Source organism: Mediterraneibacter sp. HA8405 (assembly GCF_056148955.1).
This window is the reverse complement of record NZ_CM148758.1, coordinates 1,068,327-1,086,849: the sequence shown is the minus strand read 5'-3', so window position 1 is coordinate 1,086,849 and position 18,523 is coordinate 1,068,327. Positions and strand designations below refer to the sequence as shown.

14 protein-coding genes and 2 tRNA genes are annotated in these 18,523 nt (G+C 45.1%); 6 read left to right on the top strand and 10 right to left on the bottom strand.

Annotation, left to right across the window (positions count from 1 at the left end):
• Positions 1-12 precede the first annotated feature (12 nt).
• Together AC0QUU_RS05110 and AC0QUU_RS05105 are read right to left on the bottom strand one after the other, a co-directional pair.
• Positions 13-3,060 carry a DEAD/DEAH box helicase family protein gene (locus AC0QUU_RS05110; protein ID WP_474544973.1) on the bottom strand — a complete coding sequence of 1,016 codons (3,048 nt, stop codon included), beginning with the start codon at positions 3,058-3,060 and terminating at the stop codon, positions 13-15.
• 455 nt (positions 3,061-3,515) lie between these two features.
• Positions 3,516-4,415, bottom strand: coding sequence for a polysaccharide deacetylase family protein (locus AC0QUU_RS05105; RefSeq protein WP_474544972.1), 900 nt, complete (start codon positions 4,413-4,415; stop codon positions 3,516-3,518).
• Between the two features lie 224 nt (positions 4,416-4,639).
• Between AC0QUU_RS05105 and AC0QUU_RS05100 the strand changes: the two genes are divergently transcribed.
• Positions 4,640-5,269 (top strand): HAD family hydrolase, encoded by a 630-nt coding sequence (locus AC0QUU_RS05100; protein ID WP_474544971.1) that lies wholly within the window; start codon positions 4,640-4,642, stop codon positions 5,267-5,269.
• A 6-nt stretch (positions 5,270-5,275) separates the two neighbouring features.
• Here AC0QUU_RS05100 and AC0QUU_RS05095 read toward each other — a convergent pair whose 3' ends face one another.
• The 4 genes from AC0QUU_RS05095 to AC0QUU_RS05080 form a co-directional block, all read right to left on the bottom strand.
• Positions 5,276-7,426 (bottom strand): Tex family protein, encoded by a 2,151-nt coding sequence (locus tag AC0QUU_RS05095; RefSeq protein WP_474544970.1) that lies wholly within the window; start codon positions 7,424-7,426, stop codon positions 5,276-5,278.
• A gap of 202 nt (positions 7,427-7,628) precedes the next feature.
• Positions 7,629-8,384, bottom strand: coding sequence for an ABC transporter permease (locus AC0QUU_RS05090; protein WP_474544969.1), 756 nt, complete (start codon positions 8,382-8,384; stop codon positions 7,629-7,631).
• Between the two features lie 11 nt (positions 8,385-8,395).
• On the bottom strand, positions 8,396-9,082 hold the full coding sequence (locus AC0QUU_RS05085; RefSeq protein WP_474544968.1) for an ABC transporter ATP-binding protein: 687 nt from the start codon (positions 9,080-9,082) through the stop codon (positions 8,396-8,398).
• Entirely contained in the window at positions 9,079-9,441 is a 363-nt protein-coding gene (locus tag AC0QUU_RS05080) for a GntR family transcriptional regulator (protein WP_474544967.1), read from the bottom strand. Before AC0QUU_RS05080 ends, AC0QUU_RS05085 begins: the two co-directional genes overlap by 4 nt.
• A 273-nt stretch (positions 9,442-9,714) precedes the next feature.
• On the opposite strand from AC0QUU_RS05080, the gene AC0QUU_RS05075 reads away from it, so the two are divergent.
• Positions 9,715-10,506 (top strand): Cof-type HAD-IIB family hydrolase, encoded by a 792-nt coding sequence (locus AC0QUU_RS05075; protein WP_474544966.1) that lies wholly within the window; start codon positions 9,715-9,717, stop codon positions 10,504-10,506.
• Between the two features lie 137 nt (positions 10,507-10,643).
• Here AC0QUU_RS05075 and AC0QUU_RS05070 read toward each other — a convergent pair whose 3' ends face one another.
• Together AC0QUU_RS05070 and AC0QUU_RS05065 are read right to left on the bottom strand one after the other, a co-directional pair.
• Positions 10,644-12,056, bottom strand: a complete 1,413-nt coding sequence (locus tag AC0QUU_RS05070) for an aldehyde dehydrogenase (protein WP_474544965.1) — start codon at positions 12,054-12,056, stop codon at positions 10,644-10,646.
• A gap of 23 nt (positions 12,057-12,079) precedes the next feature.
• Entirely contained in the window at positions 12,080-13,144 is a 1,065-nt protein-coding gene (locus AC0QUU_RS05065; protein WP_474544964.1) for a hypothetical protein, read from the bottom strand.
• A gap of 364 nt (positions 13,145-13,508) precedes the next feature.
• On the opposite strand from AC0QUU_RS05065, the gene AC0QUU_RS05060 reads away from it, so the two are divergent.
• From AC0QUU_RS05060 to AC0QUU_RS05050, 3 genes are all read left to right on the top strand, one after another.
• Positions 13,509-14,909, top strand: a complete 1,401-nt coding sequence (locus tag AC0QUU_RS05060; protein ID WP_474544963.1) for an alpha-amylase family glycosyl hydrolase — start codon at positions 13,509-13,511, stop codon at positions 14,907-14,909.
• Positions 14,910-15,150: 241 nt separating this feature from the next.
• Positions 15,151-15,234 (top strand) — tRNA-Leu (locus AC0QUU_RS05055).
• A gap of 204 nt (positions 15,235-15,438) precedes the next feature.
• Positions 15,439-15,512, top strand: a tRNA-Val gene (locus AC0QUU_RS05050).
• A gap of 103 nt (positions 15,513-15,615) precedes the next feature.
• On the opposite strand, the gene AC0QUU_RS05045 is transcribed toward AC0QUU_RS05050, so the two are convergent.
• Entirely contained in the window at positions 15,616-16,212 is a 597-nt protein-coding gene (locus tag AC0QUU_RS05045; protein WP_474544962.1) for a TetR/AcrR family transcriptional regulator, read from the bottom strand.
• A gap of 129 nt (positions 16,213-16,341) precedes the next feature.
• On the opposite strand from AC0QUU_RS05045, the gene AC0QUU_RS05040 reads away from it, so the two are divergent.
• Positions 16,342-17,217 carry a DegV family protein gene (locus AC0QUU_RS05040; RefSeq protein WP_474544961.1) on the top strand — a complete coding sequence of 292 codons (876 nt, stop codon included), beginning with the start codon at positions 16,342-16,344 and terminating at the stop codon, positions 17,215-17,217.
• Between the two features lie 74 nt (positions 17,218-17,291).
• Here AC0QUU_RS05040 and AC0QUU_RS05035 read toward each other — a convergent pair whose 3' ends face one another.
• Positions 17,292-18,509, bottom strand: coding sequence for a DNA polymerase Y family protein (locus AC0QUU_RS05035; protein ID WP_474544960.1), 1,218 nt, complete (start codon positions 18,507-18,509; stop codon positions 17,292-17,294).
• Positions 18,510-18,523 lie beyond the last annotated feature (14 nt).

The following is an 18,523-nucleotide window of genomic DNA, read 5'->3' as shown; positions in this document are numbered from 1 at the left end:
TCGTCTCCTTTATCATTTAAACAGTTGAATATTTGTATATAAGTCATTCAACAGTTGTGTATAAAATCCTTTTATCTTACCATATAATTTTTCTTTAAGCAGAGTCTTGGTCACTTTTGTTTTCACAGAATCAGCAAAATTCTTTCGCCCCTGTACAATAACGACTTCTTTATCAATCACATCTTCTATGGCGTTGTATATAAGAACCAATGTCCTTTCAATTTCCGACTTATCAGCAGGATATGTCTCTATAGCATCCTGATATGTTTTTACAAATGCATAGTTTCCACCATAAATTTTTGACAATCTTTCATTTTCGTAATTGATATTCCTTGCCCGCTCCAATGCCTCCAGCAGCTCATCTGTGATGGAATCCAGATCGTTCAGATCTGATATGGAAAGATCATTAAAAATCTTCTGCAGCAGCTCATCAAGTTTCCGTATCTTGATATCGCCTTTATTTTTGTTCTTTTTAATCTCGTTCTGTATACTTCTGACCACATCTGAAAAACGCTTAAATTTCGGATTATCCTGCGTTATCTGTCCCAAGTCCATGATAATAACTTTAACTTTAATAAACTCATATAAGATTTCTACAACTTCGTCATTAGAAATCACGTCCATCATACTAACCGTGTTTGTGGACAGATTTATAAAATCGATTCTCTCCTGTGTTACTTTCAAAAGCTTCTTGACCTTCTGCGAATCAATGTTCGCGGCATAATCCATAGCTCTGGAAAGGATAAATTCTGTATGACACTCTTTAATGCCATTTATAAGGCGTTTTATTTTGAGCAGCGTTTCTTTGTTATAATAAGTAAGCTGTTTAGAAAATCTTTCCAGATTATCCGTTGAAATAATATCTTCCAGATCATTCATATACTTATGATATTTTCTATTGATATCTTCTTTGTCTATAACAAGTCCGTTTAAGGAGCCTTCGTTTTCTCCATTATCATTAAGGTCCGCTTCCAATTCTTTAATGTACGCCTCTATCGTCTTATCGTATTCCTGCTCAATATCTACAAAATCAACGATATATCCGTACTTATATACTTTCCCGTTTTGTGATTTATAAGGTCTGTTTACTCTCGAGATTGTCTGAAGAAGAGACTGGGCATGAGGACCTCTCAGAAGATACATCTTCTTGAGACGCTTTACATCATATCCTGTCGTCAGCATCAGATTCACAATCAACATATCCGGAGTAAATGTCTCCCTAAAATCAAGCTGATTATTTTTATTGATCTTTTTCTGCTTCGGATCGTTCGTATCAGTAATAACAAGTCCCGTAACAATTTTTGAATTTGTTTGAAACCATTCGTGTACTTTTTTTGCCTGGGGATTGGTACGGCAGACAATCATTCCGCCAATAGTCGGGTCTGAATTTTGAAGGCGAAAATTCACAAAATCTTTTTCGATAAATCTCCCAAGAGCATCCACATATGCATCCGATTCGTATACATCTTTGTCTTCCAGTCTGTTATCTTCTATTTCCAGATTCTTTTTGATTTCTGATTTTGCAACAGTGTCTATATTTTCCTTTTTAATTCTGAGTGTATAGCCATCGGCAATAGACTTATCAAAAAAGTATTTATGGATATAGTCTCCGAATTTCAAATTAGACCGTTCTTTTTTCGACAACAACGGCGTACCGGTAAGAGCAATATATACACCATCTAAATCACACGTCATTAGATTCTTAAAAAATTCACCTGTAGTCGAATAGCTTCTGTGGGCTTCATCAATAAAGAAAACTCTCTGGACTTTCGCCTTATATTCATTCTTTGCTTCTGGCATTTTTCCTTCAAATTTTTGAATGTTTACGACACAGATTTCCCCTATGGATTTTGTTCCTACATTTGTAGAGAGAGATTTGTTCAATTCCTTTGTAAACCCTGTTTTGTCCTCACAATTTACCACCTTTAATCCTCTGTTCGTAAATTCGACACTTGCCTGCGTCAACAGATCCAAACGGTCAACTACAAAGAAAAATCTTGTACTCACCTTCTTTTTTGCATAGTAATCACGCACCACACGGTTGGAAAACGCTGCAAGAGCAGTTTTCCCAGAGCCCTGTGTATGCCATATAATTCCACCTTTTCCGCCAGATTCCAGCCGTTCTATTATTTTTCTTGTGGCAAAGAACTGCGGGTATCTCATAATATGTTTTTGCGGAACTTTTTCATTTATGTACATGATTCCGTATTGTATAAAATACAGAAAACGTTCTTTAGCAAATACAGATGTGATAAATCTGTTACATGGAGTCGTTGGCTTCAGATTTTCTTGAAATTCTGCTGTATCTGTTTCCATCGGATTGTAACCGCAGTCTTTCATCACAGATTTAACAGTATCATCTGTCACTTCCTGATATTGGTAATTTATATGATATAGTTCATCATCTTCTCTAAAAAATGAAAAGCTTGTATTGTTTCCGTTCGGCGTTGTATAAAATGACCCTGCCTTCACATCCTCTGCGTCATCATCTTCCTCGTATTCCATATTATTGGAAAAAGAGACAAGCTGAATCAGGTTAAAAAACTTTCTGTAATCAGGATTTTTCAGGCGTTTATTAATCATTCTGTCAAACTCAGCCTGTATACCTCCCTCATTATTCGGTTTCTTTACTTCCAGAAAAGCCAATGGCATTCCGTTGATTAATACAGTAATATCCGGCCTAAATGAACCTTCTTCAGTTCCCTTAATCACACTGAAAGGCAATTCATCCACAACAGCAAAATCGTTATTCTCTATATTCGCAAAATCGATAAGCTTTACTCTGTCCAATGGATCAATAATCCATTTGTAGAATTCCTTGCCCAGATCATTATTCTTAATTAAATTATGGATATTTACAAGGATCTCCTTAATTTCATCATAAGAAAATTTTCTGCCATTAATCTTCTCCAAAGCGGGCTTAAATCTGTTTACAAAAATTTTCGTGTTAAAGCCAATATCAATGTCATCTGTTTTTAAAGACTGATAATGATACCCTAACCTTAAATATTGAATTGTAGCAGGAATTTTCACTCTTGTATCTTCGTTAAATACATTCATTCTTTTTCTCCTTAACCGCTTTGTTACCTTCATTAATATCTTTAATATATGTAATTTAGGATATTAGATATCATTCTAACACCCTTTGTATACCTTTTATGATAATAACTTGTCCATTAAAAATACAACAGATTTTCCACCCACTGTCTGGAAAATCTTCAACCCTGATTTGTAAATCAGATTGATTTGGCTTTCCATTGTCTCACTTTGCCTGCCCTTCCGTAGGCAAGCAGGCCCAGATTTATATGTTTTGACGTTTTTCCCGCTGATCCGTGCTGTTTATAATCAGACGTATTTCCCATAGAAAATACCCCTTTCTGTCTATAATTATGCATTCATAATCATAGCACAGAAAGGGGTATAAGTCGATAAATCATTATTTTCCGTGATTGGTGCGGACTGATCTGTTGCTTACTTTAATCTGTATCTGCAGTCTTTGTTTTCCCGGCAGTCTCTCAGTTATTCACCTTATGGTGCACAACATAGCTCTCCCGGTCAATTGCCCGGAACTCATATCCGTTCTGCTGATAATATTCGATAATGGAAGGAAGGGCCTCCACTGTCTCATGTTTGGCTCCGGCGTCATGACAAAGCAGCATAATATGATTAAGCTTATCTGTCTGAGAGTTTTTAATCAGTTCATCTTTTCCTTTTCCCGCTCCGTCGCCGCTGTCAAGATTCCAGTCATAATACTGATATCCTTTTTCCTTCACCAGATTTACAAGCTCTGACATGATCCCCTTACAATACTGGGCAGAAACCAGATTGGAAGCGCCGCCCGGAAACCGGATAAAACAGGGAACAAAACCGAGCTGTTCTTTCGCTATCTCCCCTATTTTTTCCAGATCCTCAAAATACGCATCCACTGATGCATATACTTCGGAATATTTATGGGAATATGTATGAAGTCCGATCGTATGTCCTGCATCATAAGCTTCTTTAATCAGATATCTGTGGCTTTTATCTTCTCCCGTAATAAAAAATGTTGCTTTCACATTATACTTTTCCAGAATTTTCAGAATCTCTTCCGTATTCTCAGAAGGACCGTCATCAAAAGTCAGATAAACGACCTTCTCATCATCTGTCACTTCCGTTGTGCCAATCGGTACACCCGGCTGAACCGATGAAGCTTTCTTCCTTTCTTCTTCCGCTTTTCTGACTGCCGCAAGCTTCGCTTCCTCTGCCTCTTTTGCTTCTTCCTCCGCCTGCTTTTCTGCCGCGATTCTTTTCTGCTCTTTTGCCGCTTCCCGCGCATTTGCAGCCATACAGAAAATAGTGGCCACTATAACAAAAAAAACAAGTCCGCACAAAACAAGTGCGTTCCCGTTAACTCTCCTTGCTCCCCTTCTGTGCATTTTAATACTCTCCTCATCTGTATAGCTGTCTTCCGCCCTCTTTCACGGCGGAAATTCCAGACAGCTCCGTTGCAGTGCTAAAGCAATTATAGCTTTTATTCTTTAAGAAAGAGCTATCTTTTTTTTAATTTTTGTTAAGTTTTCATGTCAGCTGAACATGCTCCTGTGATATACTTGTGATAAGTAATATACAAAATGCCATAAACGGCGGAATGGAGACCATTATGAATTATACACATATTGTTTTCGATGTAGACGGAACACTTCTCAATACTGCTCATTGCATTCTTCAGGCGTTAAAAGATACACTCAAAACCGTCAGCGGAGCAACGTATGAGACGGATGAACTAAACTTTGCTCTTGGAATGACCAGTGAAAACGTTCTCCGGCACCTGAATGTAAAAGAAGAGATTATTCCATCCGTCATAGATGCCTGGGTAAAAAAAGAAGAAGAATGCTCCGATCTCATCCAGCCGTTTCCCGGTATTGAGGCCCTGCTCACACAGCTGAGAGACGCCGGGACAGGGCTTGGCATTGTCACCTCCAGAACTCACAGTGAGCTGGAACTTGTTTTCCGCCCTTTTTCCCTTCTGCGCTTTTTCTCTGTAATTATCTGCGCGGATGACACTTCCGAACATAAGCCATCACCTGCCCCGCTGCTTAAATATATGGAAAAAGCAGGCGCCGGACCGGAACAGGTTCTTTATGTGGGAGACAGCGCCCAGGATATGGAATGTGCCGGGCGTGCCGGAACCGCCGGGGCACTTGCGGTGTGGGGTACGCGTAATCACGAAATACCGGCCACATATTATCCCGCGCATCCCCTTGATCTTGGCAGGCTGATCCTGTCCTGACAGAGTTTACACGCCTTTCATGGAAAGCTGTATTCTCTTTTTCTTCAGATCTACGCTCAAAACTCTGACATCCACAATATCGCCTACGCTTACCACTTCCAGCGGATGCCGGATGTATTTCTCTGTCATCTGAGAAATATGCACCAGTCCGTCCTGATGGACACCAATATCTATGAACGCGCCGAAATCGATCACATTTCTCACAGTTCCCTTAAGCACCATACCTTCTTTCAGATCCTTCATGTCCAGCACATCAGTCCGGAGAATGGGACGCGGCATCTCGTCTCTGGGGTCTCTGCCCGGCTTCTCCAGTTCTTTTACAATATCTCTGAGGGTAATCTCACCGATTCCCAGCTCATCCGCCGTTTTTTTATAATCCCGTATGGTCATGGACAGACCGGCAAGATGATGCTCTCTGATATCCTCCGGCGTAAAGCCCTGCTTTTCAAGCAGCTTTTCCGCCGCTTCATAAGACTCCGGGTGAACGCCTGTGGCATCCAGCGGATTGGATCCATCCTGAATCCGCATAAATCCGGCACACTGTTCAAAGGCTTTCGGCCCCAGCTTCGGCACTTTCAGAAGTTCTCTCCTGTCTTTAAACCGGCCATTTGCCTCCCGGTATGCTACGATATTTTTTGCAATCGTACCGCTGATGCCTGAAATATAGGAAAGCAGCGGAGCCGAAGCTGTATTCAGATCCACACCCACCTTATTGACGCAGTCCTCCACTACACCGGTCAGGGATTCGCTGAGCTTCTTCTGGTTCATATCATGCTGATACTGTCCCACGCCAATGGATTTCGGGTCAATCTTTACCAGTTCGGCCAGAGGATCCTGAAGCCGTCTGGCAATAGACGCGGCGCTCCTCTGTCCTACATCGAATTTCGGAAATTCCTCGCTGGCAAGTTTGCTTGCGGAATAAACAGACGCCCCTGCTTCATTCACAATGACATACTGCACTTTTTCCGGTATTTCTTTTAAAAGTTCCACAATAAACTGTTCCGACTCCCTGGATGCAGTTCCGTTTCCGAGAGAAATAAGAGAAATATGGTACTTTGGTATGATCTTTTTCAGAAGATCCTTGCTTGCCTGTATCTTCTTCGGAGTAGTAGGTGCCGTAGGATAGATCACGGTAGTTCCGATTACTTTTCCTGTTTCATCCACTACCGCCAGCTTGCACCCGGTACGAAAGGCCGGATCCCATCCCAGCACAACTCTGCCCGCGACCGGAGGCTGCATCAGAAGCTGATGAAGATTTTTCCCGAACACCTGAATTGCTCCATCCTCCGCCTTCTCAGTCAGATCATTTCGTATCTCTCTTTCAATTGCCGGAGCAATGAGTCTGTGATAACTGTCTTTCACTGCCTCTTTTATCACCGGAGATGTAAAGGGATTATTCTCCCGCAGTGTTTTTTTCTCCAGCCAGGCTATAATTTCCTCCTCCGGCGCTTCTACCTTTACAGTAAGAATCTTTTCCTTTTCTCCGCGGTTAAGAGCCAGGATCCGGTGCCCTGCCAGTTTTGATACCGGCTCCTCAAAGTCATAGTACATCTCATAAACAGATTCCGCGTCCGGATCTTTTGCTGCAGAGACAACTTTTCCCTTCTTCATTGTCGTCCGGCGGATCCATGTTCTGTAATCCGCATTGTCTGATATAGACTCCGCAATAATATCCTGTGCTCCCGCAATGGCATCCGCTTCTGTCGCCACGCCTTTCTCCTCTGAAATATAGAGACGGGCAGCATTCTCAAGCGGTTCTCCCGTCTTCTGAAGCCAGATCAGTGCCGCCAGCGGCTCCAGTCCTTTCTCTTTGGCGATCGTCGCGCGGGTTCTCCGTTTCGGACGATAAGGACGATACAGATCTTCCACAGTCACCAGTGCCTCCGCTGCCAGAATCTGAGCTTTCAGTTCCTCAGTAAGTTTTCCCTGTTCTTCGATGCTGGAAAGCACCTGTTCCTTTTTTTCCTCCAGACTTCGCAGATATAGCAGGCGTTCATGGAGCTTTCTGAGCTGCTCATCGTTCAGTGACCCGGTTGCCTCTTTCCGGTATCTCGAAATAAAAGGAATCGTGTTTCCCTCATCAATCAGTTTTACGGCAGCATCAATCTGCCACCTCTTTACCCCAAGTTCCTCTGTCAGCTTCTGGTTTATATCCATACGTGTATATTCCTCTCTTTGCATTTCAGTAAATACGGACAGAAAACGTAATCCTTCTCTGCCCGATTTCCTATCATTCTATCATAAAACAGATAAAATGCACAGAATTATTCTTCTCAGCCTTTTTTATTATGCAGAAAAAACTGCCGAAAAATTTCAGGCAGTTTTTCCGTCATATATACTTTCTGTTTTATTCTGTGAATTACACACTCAGTTTTCTGTCCGCCAGCCATCCCGACACTAGAAACAGCCCTCCGCAGACAATGATATAATAAAGAATGTTCCAGATATCCCATCCAAAATATCCGGTTCCTCCTACATGCGGCAGCAAATCGGAAAAACGGTATCCCCACTCCACTGCCACATTAATCAGGAAGAAAAGAATAAAGGCAAACAGTCCTGCAAATCTGGATTTTACCAGAACGGTACGCGCGAGAATGACTGCCAGAAAACCGATCAGAATAATCAGTACCCAGGAAAGAAACAGAATAAATGCCGCTTCCACCAGAATCATCCAGTCAAAATTCGCCTCCGTAATCGTCCGCATCAGATTTTCAAATACATGTACAAGCGCTTCAATTTTTCCCGATCTCCAGACAGCGGCCATCAGGTTCAGGCTGCCTGCCGCGAAAAACAGCGCAAATACAAACAGCATCTGCAGAATCGCGGAGATAAATTTCGCTCCCAGAATCTCCCAGATCGATTTCGGGACCATAAAAAGCATGTAGCTCTGCTTTGTCCTTAAATCTCTGTTAAACACAAGCACGCTCTCCACACCTGTATAGAAAAGTACAAGAACGGCAAAGATATACAGGAAAGCCAGGCTCAGAGCCGTTACCGTATCGCTTTTAAATAAAATTCCTCCCCAGAATGCAATAATTCCGGCCACAAGCAGGCCCAGGATTACCAGCCTTGATGTGCGCTGCTTCTTCCATTCATATTTCACAAGTTTTAACATCTTTCTCCTCCTTACATAACCGACAGATAGATCTCTGCCAGGGATCTTCCGCCTGCCGCTCTTTCCTGCTCCAGGTTGACAAGCTTAACCAGTTCTCCGTTTCTGATAAATATGGCTTCTTCGATAAACGTCTCCACTTCTTCAATCAGATGGGTAGAGATAACAAAAGTTCTGTTTTCATCCGCCTCCTCAAGAATCAGAGAAATTATATCTTCTCTTGCCTTATAGTCGACGCCGTTTAACGGCTCATCCAGCATGCAGAGTCTGGAGGCTCTGGACAAAGTGGCCGCGATCCTGAGTTTCGCGTTCATGCCGCTGGAAAGATTCCTCGTCTTCAGCGAATCCTCCAGACCGAACCGCCGGACAAGCTCTTCAAATTTCTTTCTGTCAAAGTCCTCAAAAAAATCAGCATAATATTTTCCCACGTCTGCCACGTTCATATAGTCGTAGAAAAACGACTCCGTGGACATATAGGCAATCTCGCTTTTGTCTCTGTACCCCAGCAGATGCCCATTGTAAAGGATCTCTCCCTGAGTCGGCTTTGTCAGGCCTGCCGCCATCTTCATCCATGTCGTCTTTCCGCTTCCGTTTTCGCCAAGAAGCCCATATATCTTTCCTTCATCCAGACGGATACTAAGGTCTGAAACCGCCTTTTTCCCTCTGTATGTTTTTGTCAGATTCCTGCATTCCAGTATCATTCCTGTTCCTCCTTATAATCTGTAACCTGAGATATAATATCCTCTTTCCGGAATCCCAGATCTTTCATTTCCTTCATAAAATTTCTGAGAAGTTCCTCTGCCATTTCACTTTTCAAATTATCAAACATCTCTTCCTCCTCTGAAACAAATGTACCGATTCCCCGTTTCGTGTAGCAGCAGCCTTCATTTTCCATTTCTCTGTATACCCTGGCCGCAGTATTCTGATTTACTTTGAACAGTACGGCCAGATCTCTGTTTGACGGCATCTTCTGACCTGGTTTCAACTCGCCTTTTATCATCTGTTTCTTCAGCTCGCGCATAACCTGCATATAAATGGGCGCATTTGAATTATATTCCATGTCATCCCTCCTTTTTATGATTGGCTATTCCGCAGTTTTTATCTTTGCGGATAAACCATAAGAGCATCTGAAGCTTATTGCTGTACCAGTGACATAGTTGGATAGTACACTAGTTTTCTATGTGTGTCAATATTTATTTTATTGTTTTTTGAATACAAAACGCGGACACCTTCCGGGAAATTACCGGAGAGCACGCTGTTTCTGCCGAAAATCAGTAGTCATGTCTTTCTTGTAATGCTATAATAATTCAAAATATTTTATACGGAGGCTGACATGAATTTACCAGATTATAAGAATATAAAAATTGCGTTTTTTGACATAGACGGTACAATGATCGATATCGGCAGCAGAAAAATTACGCCGAATATGCTGGAAACATTATCCGGACTTCAGAGAAACGGCATCAAAATCTGCATCGCGACAGGACGCCCGCCGGCAATTCTTCCCCGTTTTCAGGGAATTGATTTTGACGCATACCTGACATTTAACGCATCCTACTGCTACACAAAAGAGGAAGTTATATTCCGCAATCCTATCCCTGCCGCCGATGTGCAGACTGTTATCAGGAATGCGGCAAAAATCCACCGTCCTCTTGCCCTGGCCGGAGCCGACCGCATGGGCGCAAACGGAAGCGACACAGACCTGGAGGATTACTTTGCCATCTCTCAGCACAATCTGGAAATCATTGAAGATTTTGACGAATTGTCAAGAGAAGAGATATTTCAGATCATGATCGGCTGCCGGAAAGAAGAATACGCAGCTGTTCTTGAAGATGTAAAAGGCGCGCGAATCACCGCCTGGTGGGACAGGGCTGCAGATATTATCTCCGCAACCGGCAGCAAAGGATATGGCATTGAAAAAGTTCTGGAATATTACCATCTGGATAGAAAACAGGCAATCGCGTTCGGAGACGGGGCAAATGATATTGAAATGCTGCAGACTGTCGGTCTCGGAATTGCCATGGGAAATGCCGGGGAAGATGTTAAAGCTGCAGCTGACCAAATATGCGGCACTGCGGCAGAGGACGGAATCTTTACTTACTGCCGTAATCACGGACTAATCTGAGAGGAACTCCATCAGAACCGGCTCCTTGCGGCTCCCTGCTCCGGAAAATCTTTCTCACAAAAAGTCATGTCGGTTCTTCTGCAATTTTTCAGAAAAACCGACATGACTTTTCTTTATTCAATTGTGTACAGTCCGCTCTATCTCAGAAATTTCTTTATCAGTTTCAGCTTTGCCTCACTGTATGGCGGATAACCCGGTGATATACTTTTTCCCGGAGGCTTCTCATAGACTGCCCGCAGATGAGTAAATGTATCAAATCCATATTTTCCATGATACCGTCCCATCCCGGAATTACCGACTCCTCCGAAAGGAAGTCTGTGATTTACCAGATGATCTACCGTATCATTTACACACACTCCGCCCGAACATGTATGTTCCAGGATCCGATCCCGCACATCTCTGTCCTCTGTAAATATATACAGAGCCAGAGGCCGCTCTCTTTTATTCACAAAATCCAGCGCTTCCTGTAATTTCTTATAGGAGAGCACAGGCAGAACCGGTCCGAACAGTTCGTCCTGCATGGAGACCGCCTGATCCGCCGCTTTTCCTGAAACCGATCCCAGATCCAGGATCGCGGGACCGACGAATCTGCCTTTCTTTGTATGCTTTCCGCCGTATACAATCCACTCTTTATCCGCTTCCAGTATGTCCGCCAGCCGGCTGTAATGCCTGTCATTTACAATCCGCCCGTAATCCGGATTATCTGCTATGTTCTTTCCGTAAAGATCCTCTGCCGCCTCTTTCAGACAGATAAGCAGCCGATCCCTGACGTTCTCATCAGCCAGTATATAATCCGGGGCAACACAGGTCTGGCCTGCGTTAAGAAGCTTTCCCCACATAATCCTTCTGGCGGTTGTCGGCAGATCTGCGCTCCTGTCCACAATAACCGGACTTTTTCCGCCCAGCTCCAGCGTTACCGGAATAAGATTTTCCGCTGCCGCTTTCATAATAAGACGTCCAATCCGCGGGCTTCCTGTAAAGAAAATATAATCAAACCGCTGTTTTAAAAGGAGCTGATTATCCACCCTGTCTCCCGCCGCGCACCAGATATATTCCGGACGGAAGGCATGCAGCAGCATACGACGGATAACCTCCGATGTATGCGGAGTCTGTTTCGATGTTCTGACTACCGCGCAGTTTCCTGCCGCTATGGCGCTTATAAGCGGTTCCATCAGAAGCTGAAAAGGGTAATTATACGGACCGATTATAAGAACTGACCCATAAGGTTCCTTCCGTATCCGGCTCCTTCCCGGCTGCATATAAACCGGCGTGGGCACGTACTCCTCCCGGGCCCATTTTTCCACATTATGCATTGCCTGTGAAATGCCTGCAAGAACAAATCCGATCTCGGTCATATACGCTTCCGCCCTATGCTTCCCCAGATCCATTTTCAGCGCCTGCTCCAGTTCTTCTTCATAGCAGCGAACTGCCCTTTTCAGATGCTTCAGAGCCTTTTTCCGAAAAGAGATATCTTTTGTAACACCTTTACTGAAAAACTTTTTCTGTCTTTGCACAATCTTTTCAATGTCAGCGTACTCACTGTCTCCCATAACGGCTTCTCCTTCCCTCATAGTTATTTTTCAATAGAACCGATTCGTCTCCGGATCAATATTGCCGCTGCGCATACCAGAGCCGCAGCTGCCGTTGCGATCTGCCGGATAATATCCGTCTCCGTTATATTATCCCCTGTTTTCGGACTTGTATATTCTGATGGAACAGATGAAACTACAGTGCTGTTTTCACCGGCCCGGTTCAGTTCAAGCCGTGAAATCTTATCCGTCATTTCAAGAGACGGCGGAAGATCCGTCCGCATCTCTTTCATTTCCACAAGAGCATACAGGCTGAACTGATCTGTTTCAAACACGGCCATGCCATCCTGTACCACGAAAGAAACCGGAGTCATTCCTCCGTCTGTACTGATGTGATAAACAGCAAGCCGGGACAGATCATATTCCTCCGGAACCGGCATCCGCACTTTTACATTTCCCCCGGGCTGTACCGGCTGCATATCGGAAAAATCCGGTAAGGAGACAGAAAAGAAACTGATATCATACACCTGAAACTGATCTGCCGCAGCCGACAGCAGCGTCTGCAGAAGATTATAGTTTTCTCCGCCGGTCAGGGGAGTTACTATCATCAGGGTACCGGCAGGGAAAACTCCTGCAGCTGCTTCCGCGCAGATTCCTGTGGCAGGATCGGTCTGGGAAAATGCCTGTTCTGCCGGCATGCCGCCTCCGTCCTCTTCGCTCTGCTGACCGCCGCCGGTATTCTGCGTTCCGTCCGTTCCGCCGTCTTCCTGTCCGCTTTCTTCCTGCGTCTGAACCGGATTCTCCTGCTTATCCTCTGATCCATTCGCTTTCTCTTCTTTTTCGTTCTCTTTCTCTCCGGCCTGTCCGGTTATTTCCGTTTCATCTCCGGGAGTCTCTTCTTCCGTAATTCCGGAGTCATTCTGCCCTTTCTGCAGGTCTTCATTCCCGCCGGACAGATCTGCCGCGGATAACTCCTGAGCCTCTTCCCGGGTATCTGCACCCGGCACGCTTTCCGCCGATGCACTCAGGGGCCGGACAGATACCATGAGCATACCGGCAAGAGCCAGCGCAGAAATGCATTTTCTCAGATATTTTTCTCTTCTTTTCATACTGCCACCTCCTGCTCCGGATTTTTTCTTATTCATTACAGTTTATCGCATATTCTCTCTGCCATGCAGATCTGCTTTTTATTATAGCACAATTCTGCCGGCTTTTGAGCCGCCCCTGCCGCTTTTTCACTTTATTTCTCCCCGGCTCCGCCGTCCTGTATATTTTCTCATTTTTCAGCAGACTGTGGCTTCTGTTCCGGTTTCTCCGCCTTTGCAGACCAGCGGCCCGGCCCGGGGCCGTCGGGGATCCCGGCTTTCCATTTTGGCCGATTCATGGTATACTTAAGCGAAGGCAGAAAAGCTGAAACTGCATACAGAGCTTTTCTCGGCACGGCCAAAAATCAACTAAGAAAGGAAGCATACTATGTGGGCTTACAATGAAACTTTTTACCAGATATATCCCATTGGATTCTGCGGAGCTCCGGTACACAACGACGGAATTACCGAACACCGTATTCTGAAAATCGGGGAATGGGCAGAATATCTTCAGGATCTTGGCATCGGTTCCATAATTCTCAACCCGATTTTCGAATCGGATAATCACGGTTACGACACAAGAGATTTTATGAAAATTGACTGCCGTCTGGGTACAAATGAAGATTTTAAAGAAGTCTGTCAGACACTGCACCGGCACAATGTCAAAATCATGCTGGACGGTGTATTCAATCATGTAGGGCGCGGATTCTGGGCCTTTAAAGACGTACAGGAAAAGAAATGGGACTCCCCGTACAAAGACTGGTTCTGCATCAACTTTGACGGAAACAGCGGCTACAACGACGGGTTCTGGTATGAAGGCTGGGAAGGACACTACGAGCTTGTAAAACTGAACCTGCGCAACCCGGCTGTAACAGACTATCTTCTCAGCTGCGTGAAAATGTGGATCGAGGAATTCGGCATCGACGGGCTTCGCCTGGATGTGGCATATTCCCTGGATCACGATTTTATGAAGTGTCTCCGGCATTTCTGCGAAGAAATCAAGCCAGGATTCGCTCTCATCGGCGAAGTACTTTTTGGCGACTATAATCTGATTGTAAATGACGAAATGCTCCACAGCTGCACTAACTATGAATGTTATAAAGGCATTTATTCCAGCTTCAACAGCATGAATATGTTTGAGATTGCGCACTCTCTGAACCGTCAGTACGGCGCGGAACAGTGGTGTCTCTACCGGGGCAAGCATCTGATGAACTTCGTGGACAATCACGATGTAACCAGAATTGCCAGCATACTGACAAACAAGAACCATCTGCCCCTGGCTTACGGCATCCTCTTCGGAATGCCCGGCATCCCCTGCATCTATTATGGCAGTGAATGGGGTGAAGAAGGCGAGAAAGCTCCGGATAATGATTATGCTTTGCGTCCCTGTTTCGAGGCTCCCAGTCCGAATGAACTGACCGATTTTATCCGGAAACTGATTGCTGTCCGCAGAACCAGCGACGCTCTGTGCAACGGCTATTACAAAAATGTAGTAATTACCAATCACCAGCTTGTCTTTGAGCGCAGAACAGATCAGGATCGTGTTCTGGTTGCAGTAAACGCATCGGATACTCCATATACTGCAGGCAGCGGGGAGCTTCAGGGAGAATATACCGATCTGCTGAATACCGATACAGGAAAAGATGCGAAAGCAGTTTCTGAAAATAAAGAATCCTCTGAAGATTCCGTTTCTTCCGGAACCGTATCTTCTGCATCCGCGGAAAAGATTTCTCTTCAGGGTCAGCTCCATATGCCGCCTTACAGTGTACAATATCTTCGTGCTGTATAGGCAGGCATTCCGGCTGTACCGGGCGATTCAATTTTATGTGACCCTCCTTATACCGGCAGACCGTCTATATCCTGTCACAGGAGAAAGACGGCCCGCCGGTATATTATCCGGTATATTATAAAGAAGCAGGAGTCAGACAGCCAGAAAATGCCGACAGAAACCGCCCGTTTCACTCTTATAAATTTTTTTTAATTTGGGGGTTTACAAATAGAATTCAATGTGATAAGATATCACTTGTCGAGCGGAAGTGGCGGAATGGCAGACGCGCTAGATTCAGGTTCTAGTGGGAGTTAATCCTGTGAGAGTTCAAGTCTCTTCTTCCGCATCAATCCCGTAATCCAGGTGATTACGGGATTTTTGTTTTATTCGCGCAAATACGCGTAAAGCGGGACCTTGATTCTGGCAGAATAATTCCGAAATACGGAATCTGTATTGCATTTCAGAATGCCGTGCGGCACGAAACACTGCGTCCGGCCGCAGCAAAAATGCATATTGAAATTCACGCCCGCAGTGCTATAATAATTTGTATGGAAGCATAGCTCAGCTGGGATGAGCGTTCGCCTCACACGCGAGAGGTCACGGGTTCGAGCCCCGTTGCTTCCATTTTATTTTCCGGACTTTTCTGTCCGGTTTTTTATTGCCCTGTTTTCATCTGTCCGGGCTTCCGCATCCTTTCCGCTCTCTTACCGGCCATGCGGAAACTTTCTCAGCGCTGTCTCTCTCCGTCCGTAAGTACAGTGGAGTGCAGCAGATCAGTCAGAAGTTCTCTCGCTTCCTGGCGGATCTTTGCCAGAGGGGTATTATCCTTGTGTGACTCATTGACAAACCCCAGCATTCCAAAGCACACAAAACCAGCGATCTTTTTGGGAGAGTACTTCAACCGGAGCCTTTTTTTCACATGAAGCGTATGCATCTCCACCGTATCGAGAATAATGCTGTACAGCCGGGAAGCCAGATATGGATTCTTCTCCGGATTCGCATGCTGAAAAAAAACAAACCGTTCATAATATAGTTCCAGGATGCTGTCCAGCATATTCACATACCCGGCCGCCAGTCTCCCGGAAGGATTGTTTTCTTTCTGTCTCCGGTAATAGTCCTCTGTCCCGATCCGCAGCATATCGTCAAATATTTCATCCAGAAGCGCATACTTGTCATTATAGTGGGAATAAAATGTAATTCTGCTGATCTCAGCCTGTCTGCACAGTTCTGTAATAGAAATGTGCTCAAAATCCTCTTTTGAAAGCATTTCAATCATAGCCGCCTTCAGACTTCGTTTTGTCTTCGTAATACGTTTATCTTCCATTTCCTTACACCTTTGGTTTTTCTGTATAAATAGCTTACATTTTACAGTTTTTGTTCATTGTTATTCTGGTATCGTTTTGCTATAATTTTAACACCTGTTAAAATAACGATCAAGCAAAGGGGGAGTATTATGTCTGGAATTGCAGTTATGACGGACAGCAACTGCGGTATTATGCCGGAAGAAGGCAGGAAACTGGGAATTCACGTCATTCCCATGCCTGTAATCATCGACGGCCGCACTTACTTTGAAGGAGTGGACATTACCGCAGAAGATTTTTACAAAAAGCAGGCCGCAGGGGCGGAAATCACTACGTCTCAGCCATCCCCCGGCGATGTCACTGCTATGTGGGATAAACTTTTGAAAGATTATGACCAGGTCATTTTTATTCCCATGTCTTCCGGTCTGAGCAATACATGTCAGACTGCTGTTATGCTTTCAGATGACGACACCTACAGCGGAAAGGTATTCGTTGTGGACAACCACCGCATTTCGGTGCCCCAGCTCCAGTCGGTATATGATGCCGGGGCCCTGGCAGAGGAGGGGAAAACAGCAGCAGAAATCAAAGAGATCCTGGAAAAGGAAGCTCTGGACGCCAGCATCTATATTGCCGTAGATACGCTGGAATATCTGAAAAAAGGCGGACGGATCACTCCAGCCGCGGCAGCAATCGGCACCGTACTCCGGCTGAAGCCGGTCCTCACCATACAGGGCGGCAAACTGGATTCCCGCGCCAAAACCAGAGGCATGAAATCAGCCTTCCGTACCATGCTTCAGGCGGTAAAAGATGATATTTATTCCCGTTTTTCTCATCTGAAGGAACAGGGTGTGCTGAAAGTAGGAATTGCAAATACTCCAATGGATCCGGATGCCCTGGAGGCGTTCCGTTCTGAGATGAAGAAAAACTTTCCGGATATGGAACTGGTTTACTCTCCGCTGACTATGAGCATTGGAACCCATATCGGGACAGGCGGTCTGGGAATCGGAGTTTTCCGCAGCCATATCTGACCTTTTTCATTATATCCATATAAAATAAAAAACCGGAGGAATCCTGCGCGTCTGCGCAGAATCTCTCCGGTTTTTCACAGATCTTTCTTCTCTGTTTTTTTCATTAAACTGGCTTTTACCACAGCCCCCTGGCCGTACCGGGCGTTCAGCTCATCCAGCGCTTTTTTCAGCTTTCTGTGCTTTTCATCCGGTTCTTCCGGGGGCACAATGTCAAAAATGGTCAGCTGCTCCGGCTCCGACTCGTCCGCCAGCTTGGACGTTCTTATCCCCAGCAGCCGCACCGGCTCCCCGGTCCATACTTCCAGAAACAGGGCACACGCCGCGTTATAAAGCACTTTTGGATCGTTGGACGGTTTCTCGAGCTGTTTCTGATGGGAAATAGTACGAAAATCATAATACTTGATCTCCATACTGACCATTCCCGCCTTCTGTCCAGCTTTTTTAAGCCGGTTTCCCACACTTGCAGCAAGTTCCCGAAAGACTGCCTCTGCTTCTTCTGCGGAAACCGCATCTTCAGAAAGTGTCGTGGAATTTCCGATTCCCTTTGCCTGTTCCGGCTCAGACTGTACTTCGGCGGTTCCGATCCCGTTCGCGAATTCCCACAGCATTTTCCCATGACTCTTCAGATGCAGAACAATCAGATCCGGATCTGCCTGAGCCAGAGCCCCTATGGTATTGATTTCCAGCTTTTTCAGCGTTTCCACGCTGGAACGGCCGGCCATGTACAGTTCCCCGATGGGAAGCGGCCACATCTTTTCCCGGATCTCCTCCGGGAACAGCGTATGTATCCGGTCCGGCTTTTCGAAATCCGAAGCCATTTTGGCCAGAAGTTTATTTGTCGATATTCCGATATTTACCGTAAATCCGAACCGGTTCTTTATCCCGTCCTTGATCTCAAGGGCGCCGTCCACCGGCGAATGGTAACGGGACGCAATGGATGTGAAATCCATGTAGCACTCATCCACACTTACCTGCTCAATCTCAGAAGTAAAGGTGCGCAGATACTCCATCAGCATCCGGCTCTTCTCCCGGTACATTTTATGATCCGGCGGTTCCATCACAAGATTGGGACATTTACGAAAGGCATTCGCAACAGGTTCCCCTGTGCGGATGCCATATCGTTTTGCAGCGGGAGATTTTGCCAGCACCACCCCGTGGCGGGACTTCTGGTCGCCGCCGATAATGGCCGGTATCCGGCGCAGATCTACTGCTGCTCCGTTCTTCAGTTTTTCTACCGCTGTCCAGCTTAAATAAGCCGAATTTACATCAATGTGAAAGATAATGGGCGTCATGCGGAATGTATTCC

What these genes read in the sequence shown, in the direction of transcription:
- AC0QUU_RS05045 (WP_474544962.1), bottom strand. Translation starts at nt 16,212, where the DNA reads ATGGAAGATAAACGTATTACGAAGACAAAACGAAGTCTGAAGGCGGCT.
- AC0QUU_RS05065 (WP_474544964.1), bottom strand. Translation starts at nt 13,144, where the DNA reads ATGAAAAGAAGAGAAAAATATCTGAGAAAATGCATTTCTGCGCTGGCT.
- AC0QUU_RS05085 (WP_474544968.1), bottom strand. Translation starts at nt 9,082, where the DNA reads ATGATACTGGAATGCAGGAATCTGACAAAAACATACAGAGGGAAAAAG.
- AC0QUU_RS05100 (WP_474544971.1), top strand. Translation starts at nt 4,640, where the DNA reads ATGAATTATACACATATTGTTTTCGATGTAGACGGAACACTTCTCAAT.
- AC0QUU_RS05095 (WP_474544970.1), bottom strand. Translation starts at nt 7,426, where the DNA reads ATGGATATAAACCAGAAGCTGACAGAGGAACTTGGGGTAAAGAGGTGG.
- AC0QUU_RS05035 (WP_474544960.1), bottom strand. Translation starts at nt 18,509, where the DNA reads ATGACGCCCATTATCTTTCACATTGATGTAAATTCGGCTTATTTAAGC.
- AC0QUU_RS05070 (WP_474544965.1), bottom strand. Translation starts at nt 12,056, where the DNA reads ATGGGAGACAGTGAGTACGCTGACATTGAAAAGATTGTGCAAAGACAG.
- AC0QUU_RS05060 (WP_474544963.1), top strand. Translation starts at nt 13,509, where the DNA reads ATGTGGGCTTACAATGAAACTTTTTACCAGATATATCCCATTGGATTC.
- AC0QUU_RS05090 (WP_474544969.1), bottom strand. Translation starts at nt 8,384, where the DNA reads ATGTTAAAACTTGTGAAATATGAATGGAAGAAGCAGCGCACATCAAGG.
- AC0QUU_RS05105 (WP_474544972.1), bottom strand. Translation starts at nt 4,415, where the DNA reads ATGCACAGAAGGGGAGCAAGGAGAGTTAACGGGAACGCACTTGTTTTG.
- AC0QUU_RS05075 (WP_474544966.1), top strand. Translation starts at nt 9,715, where the DNA reads ATGAATTTACCAGATTATAAGAATATAAAAATTGCGTTTTTTGACATA.
- AC0QUU_RS05080 (WP_474544967.1), bottom strand. Translation starts at nt 9,441, where the DNA reads ATGGAATATAATTCAAATGCGCCCATTTATATGCAGGTTATGCGCGAG.
- AC0QUU_RS05040 (WP_474544961.1), top strand. Translation starts at nt 16,342, where the DNA reads ATGTCTGGAATTGCAGTTATGACGGACAGCAACTGCGGTATTATGCCG.
- AC0QUU_RS05110 (WP_474544973.1), bottom strand. Translation starts at nt 3,060, where the DNA reads ATGAATGTATTTAACGAAGATACAAGAGTGAAAATTCCTGCTACAATT.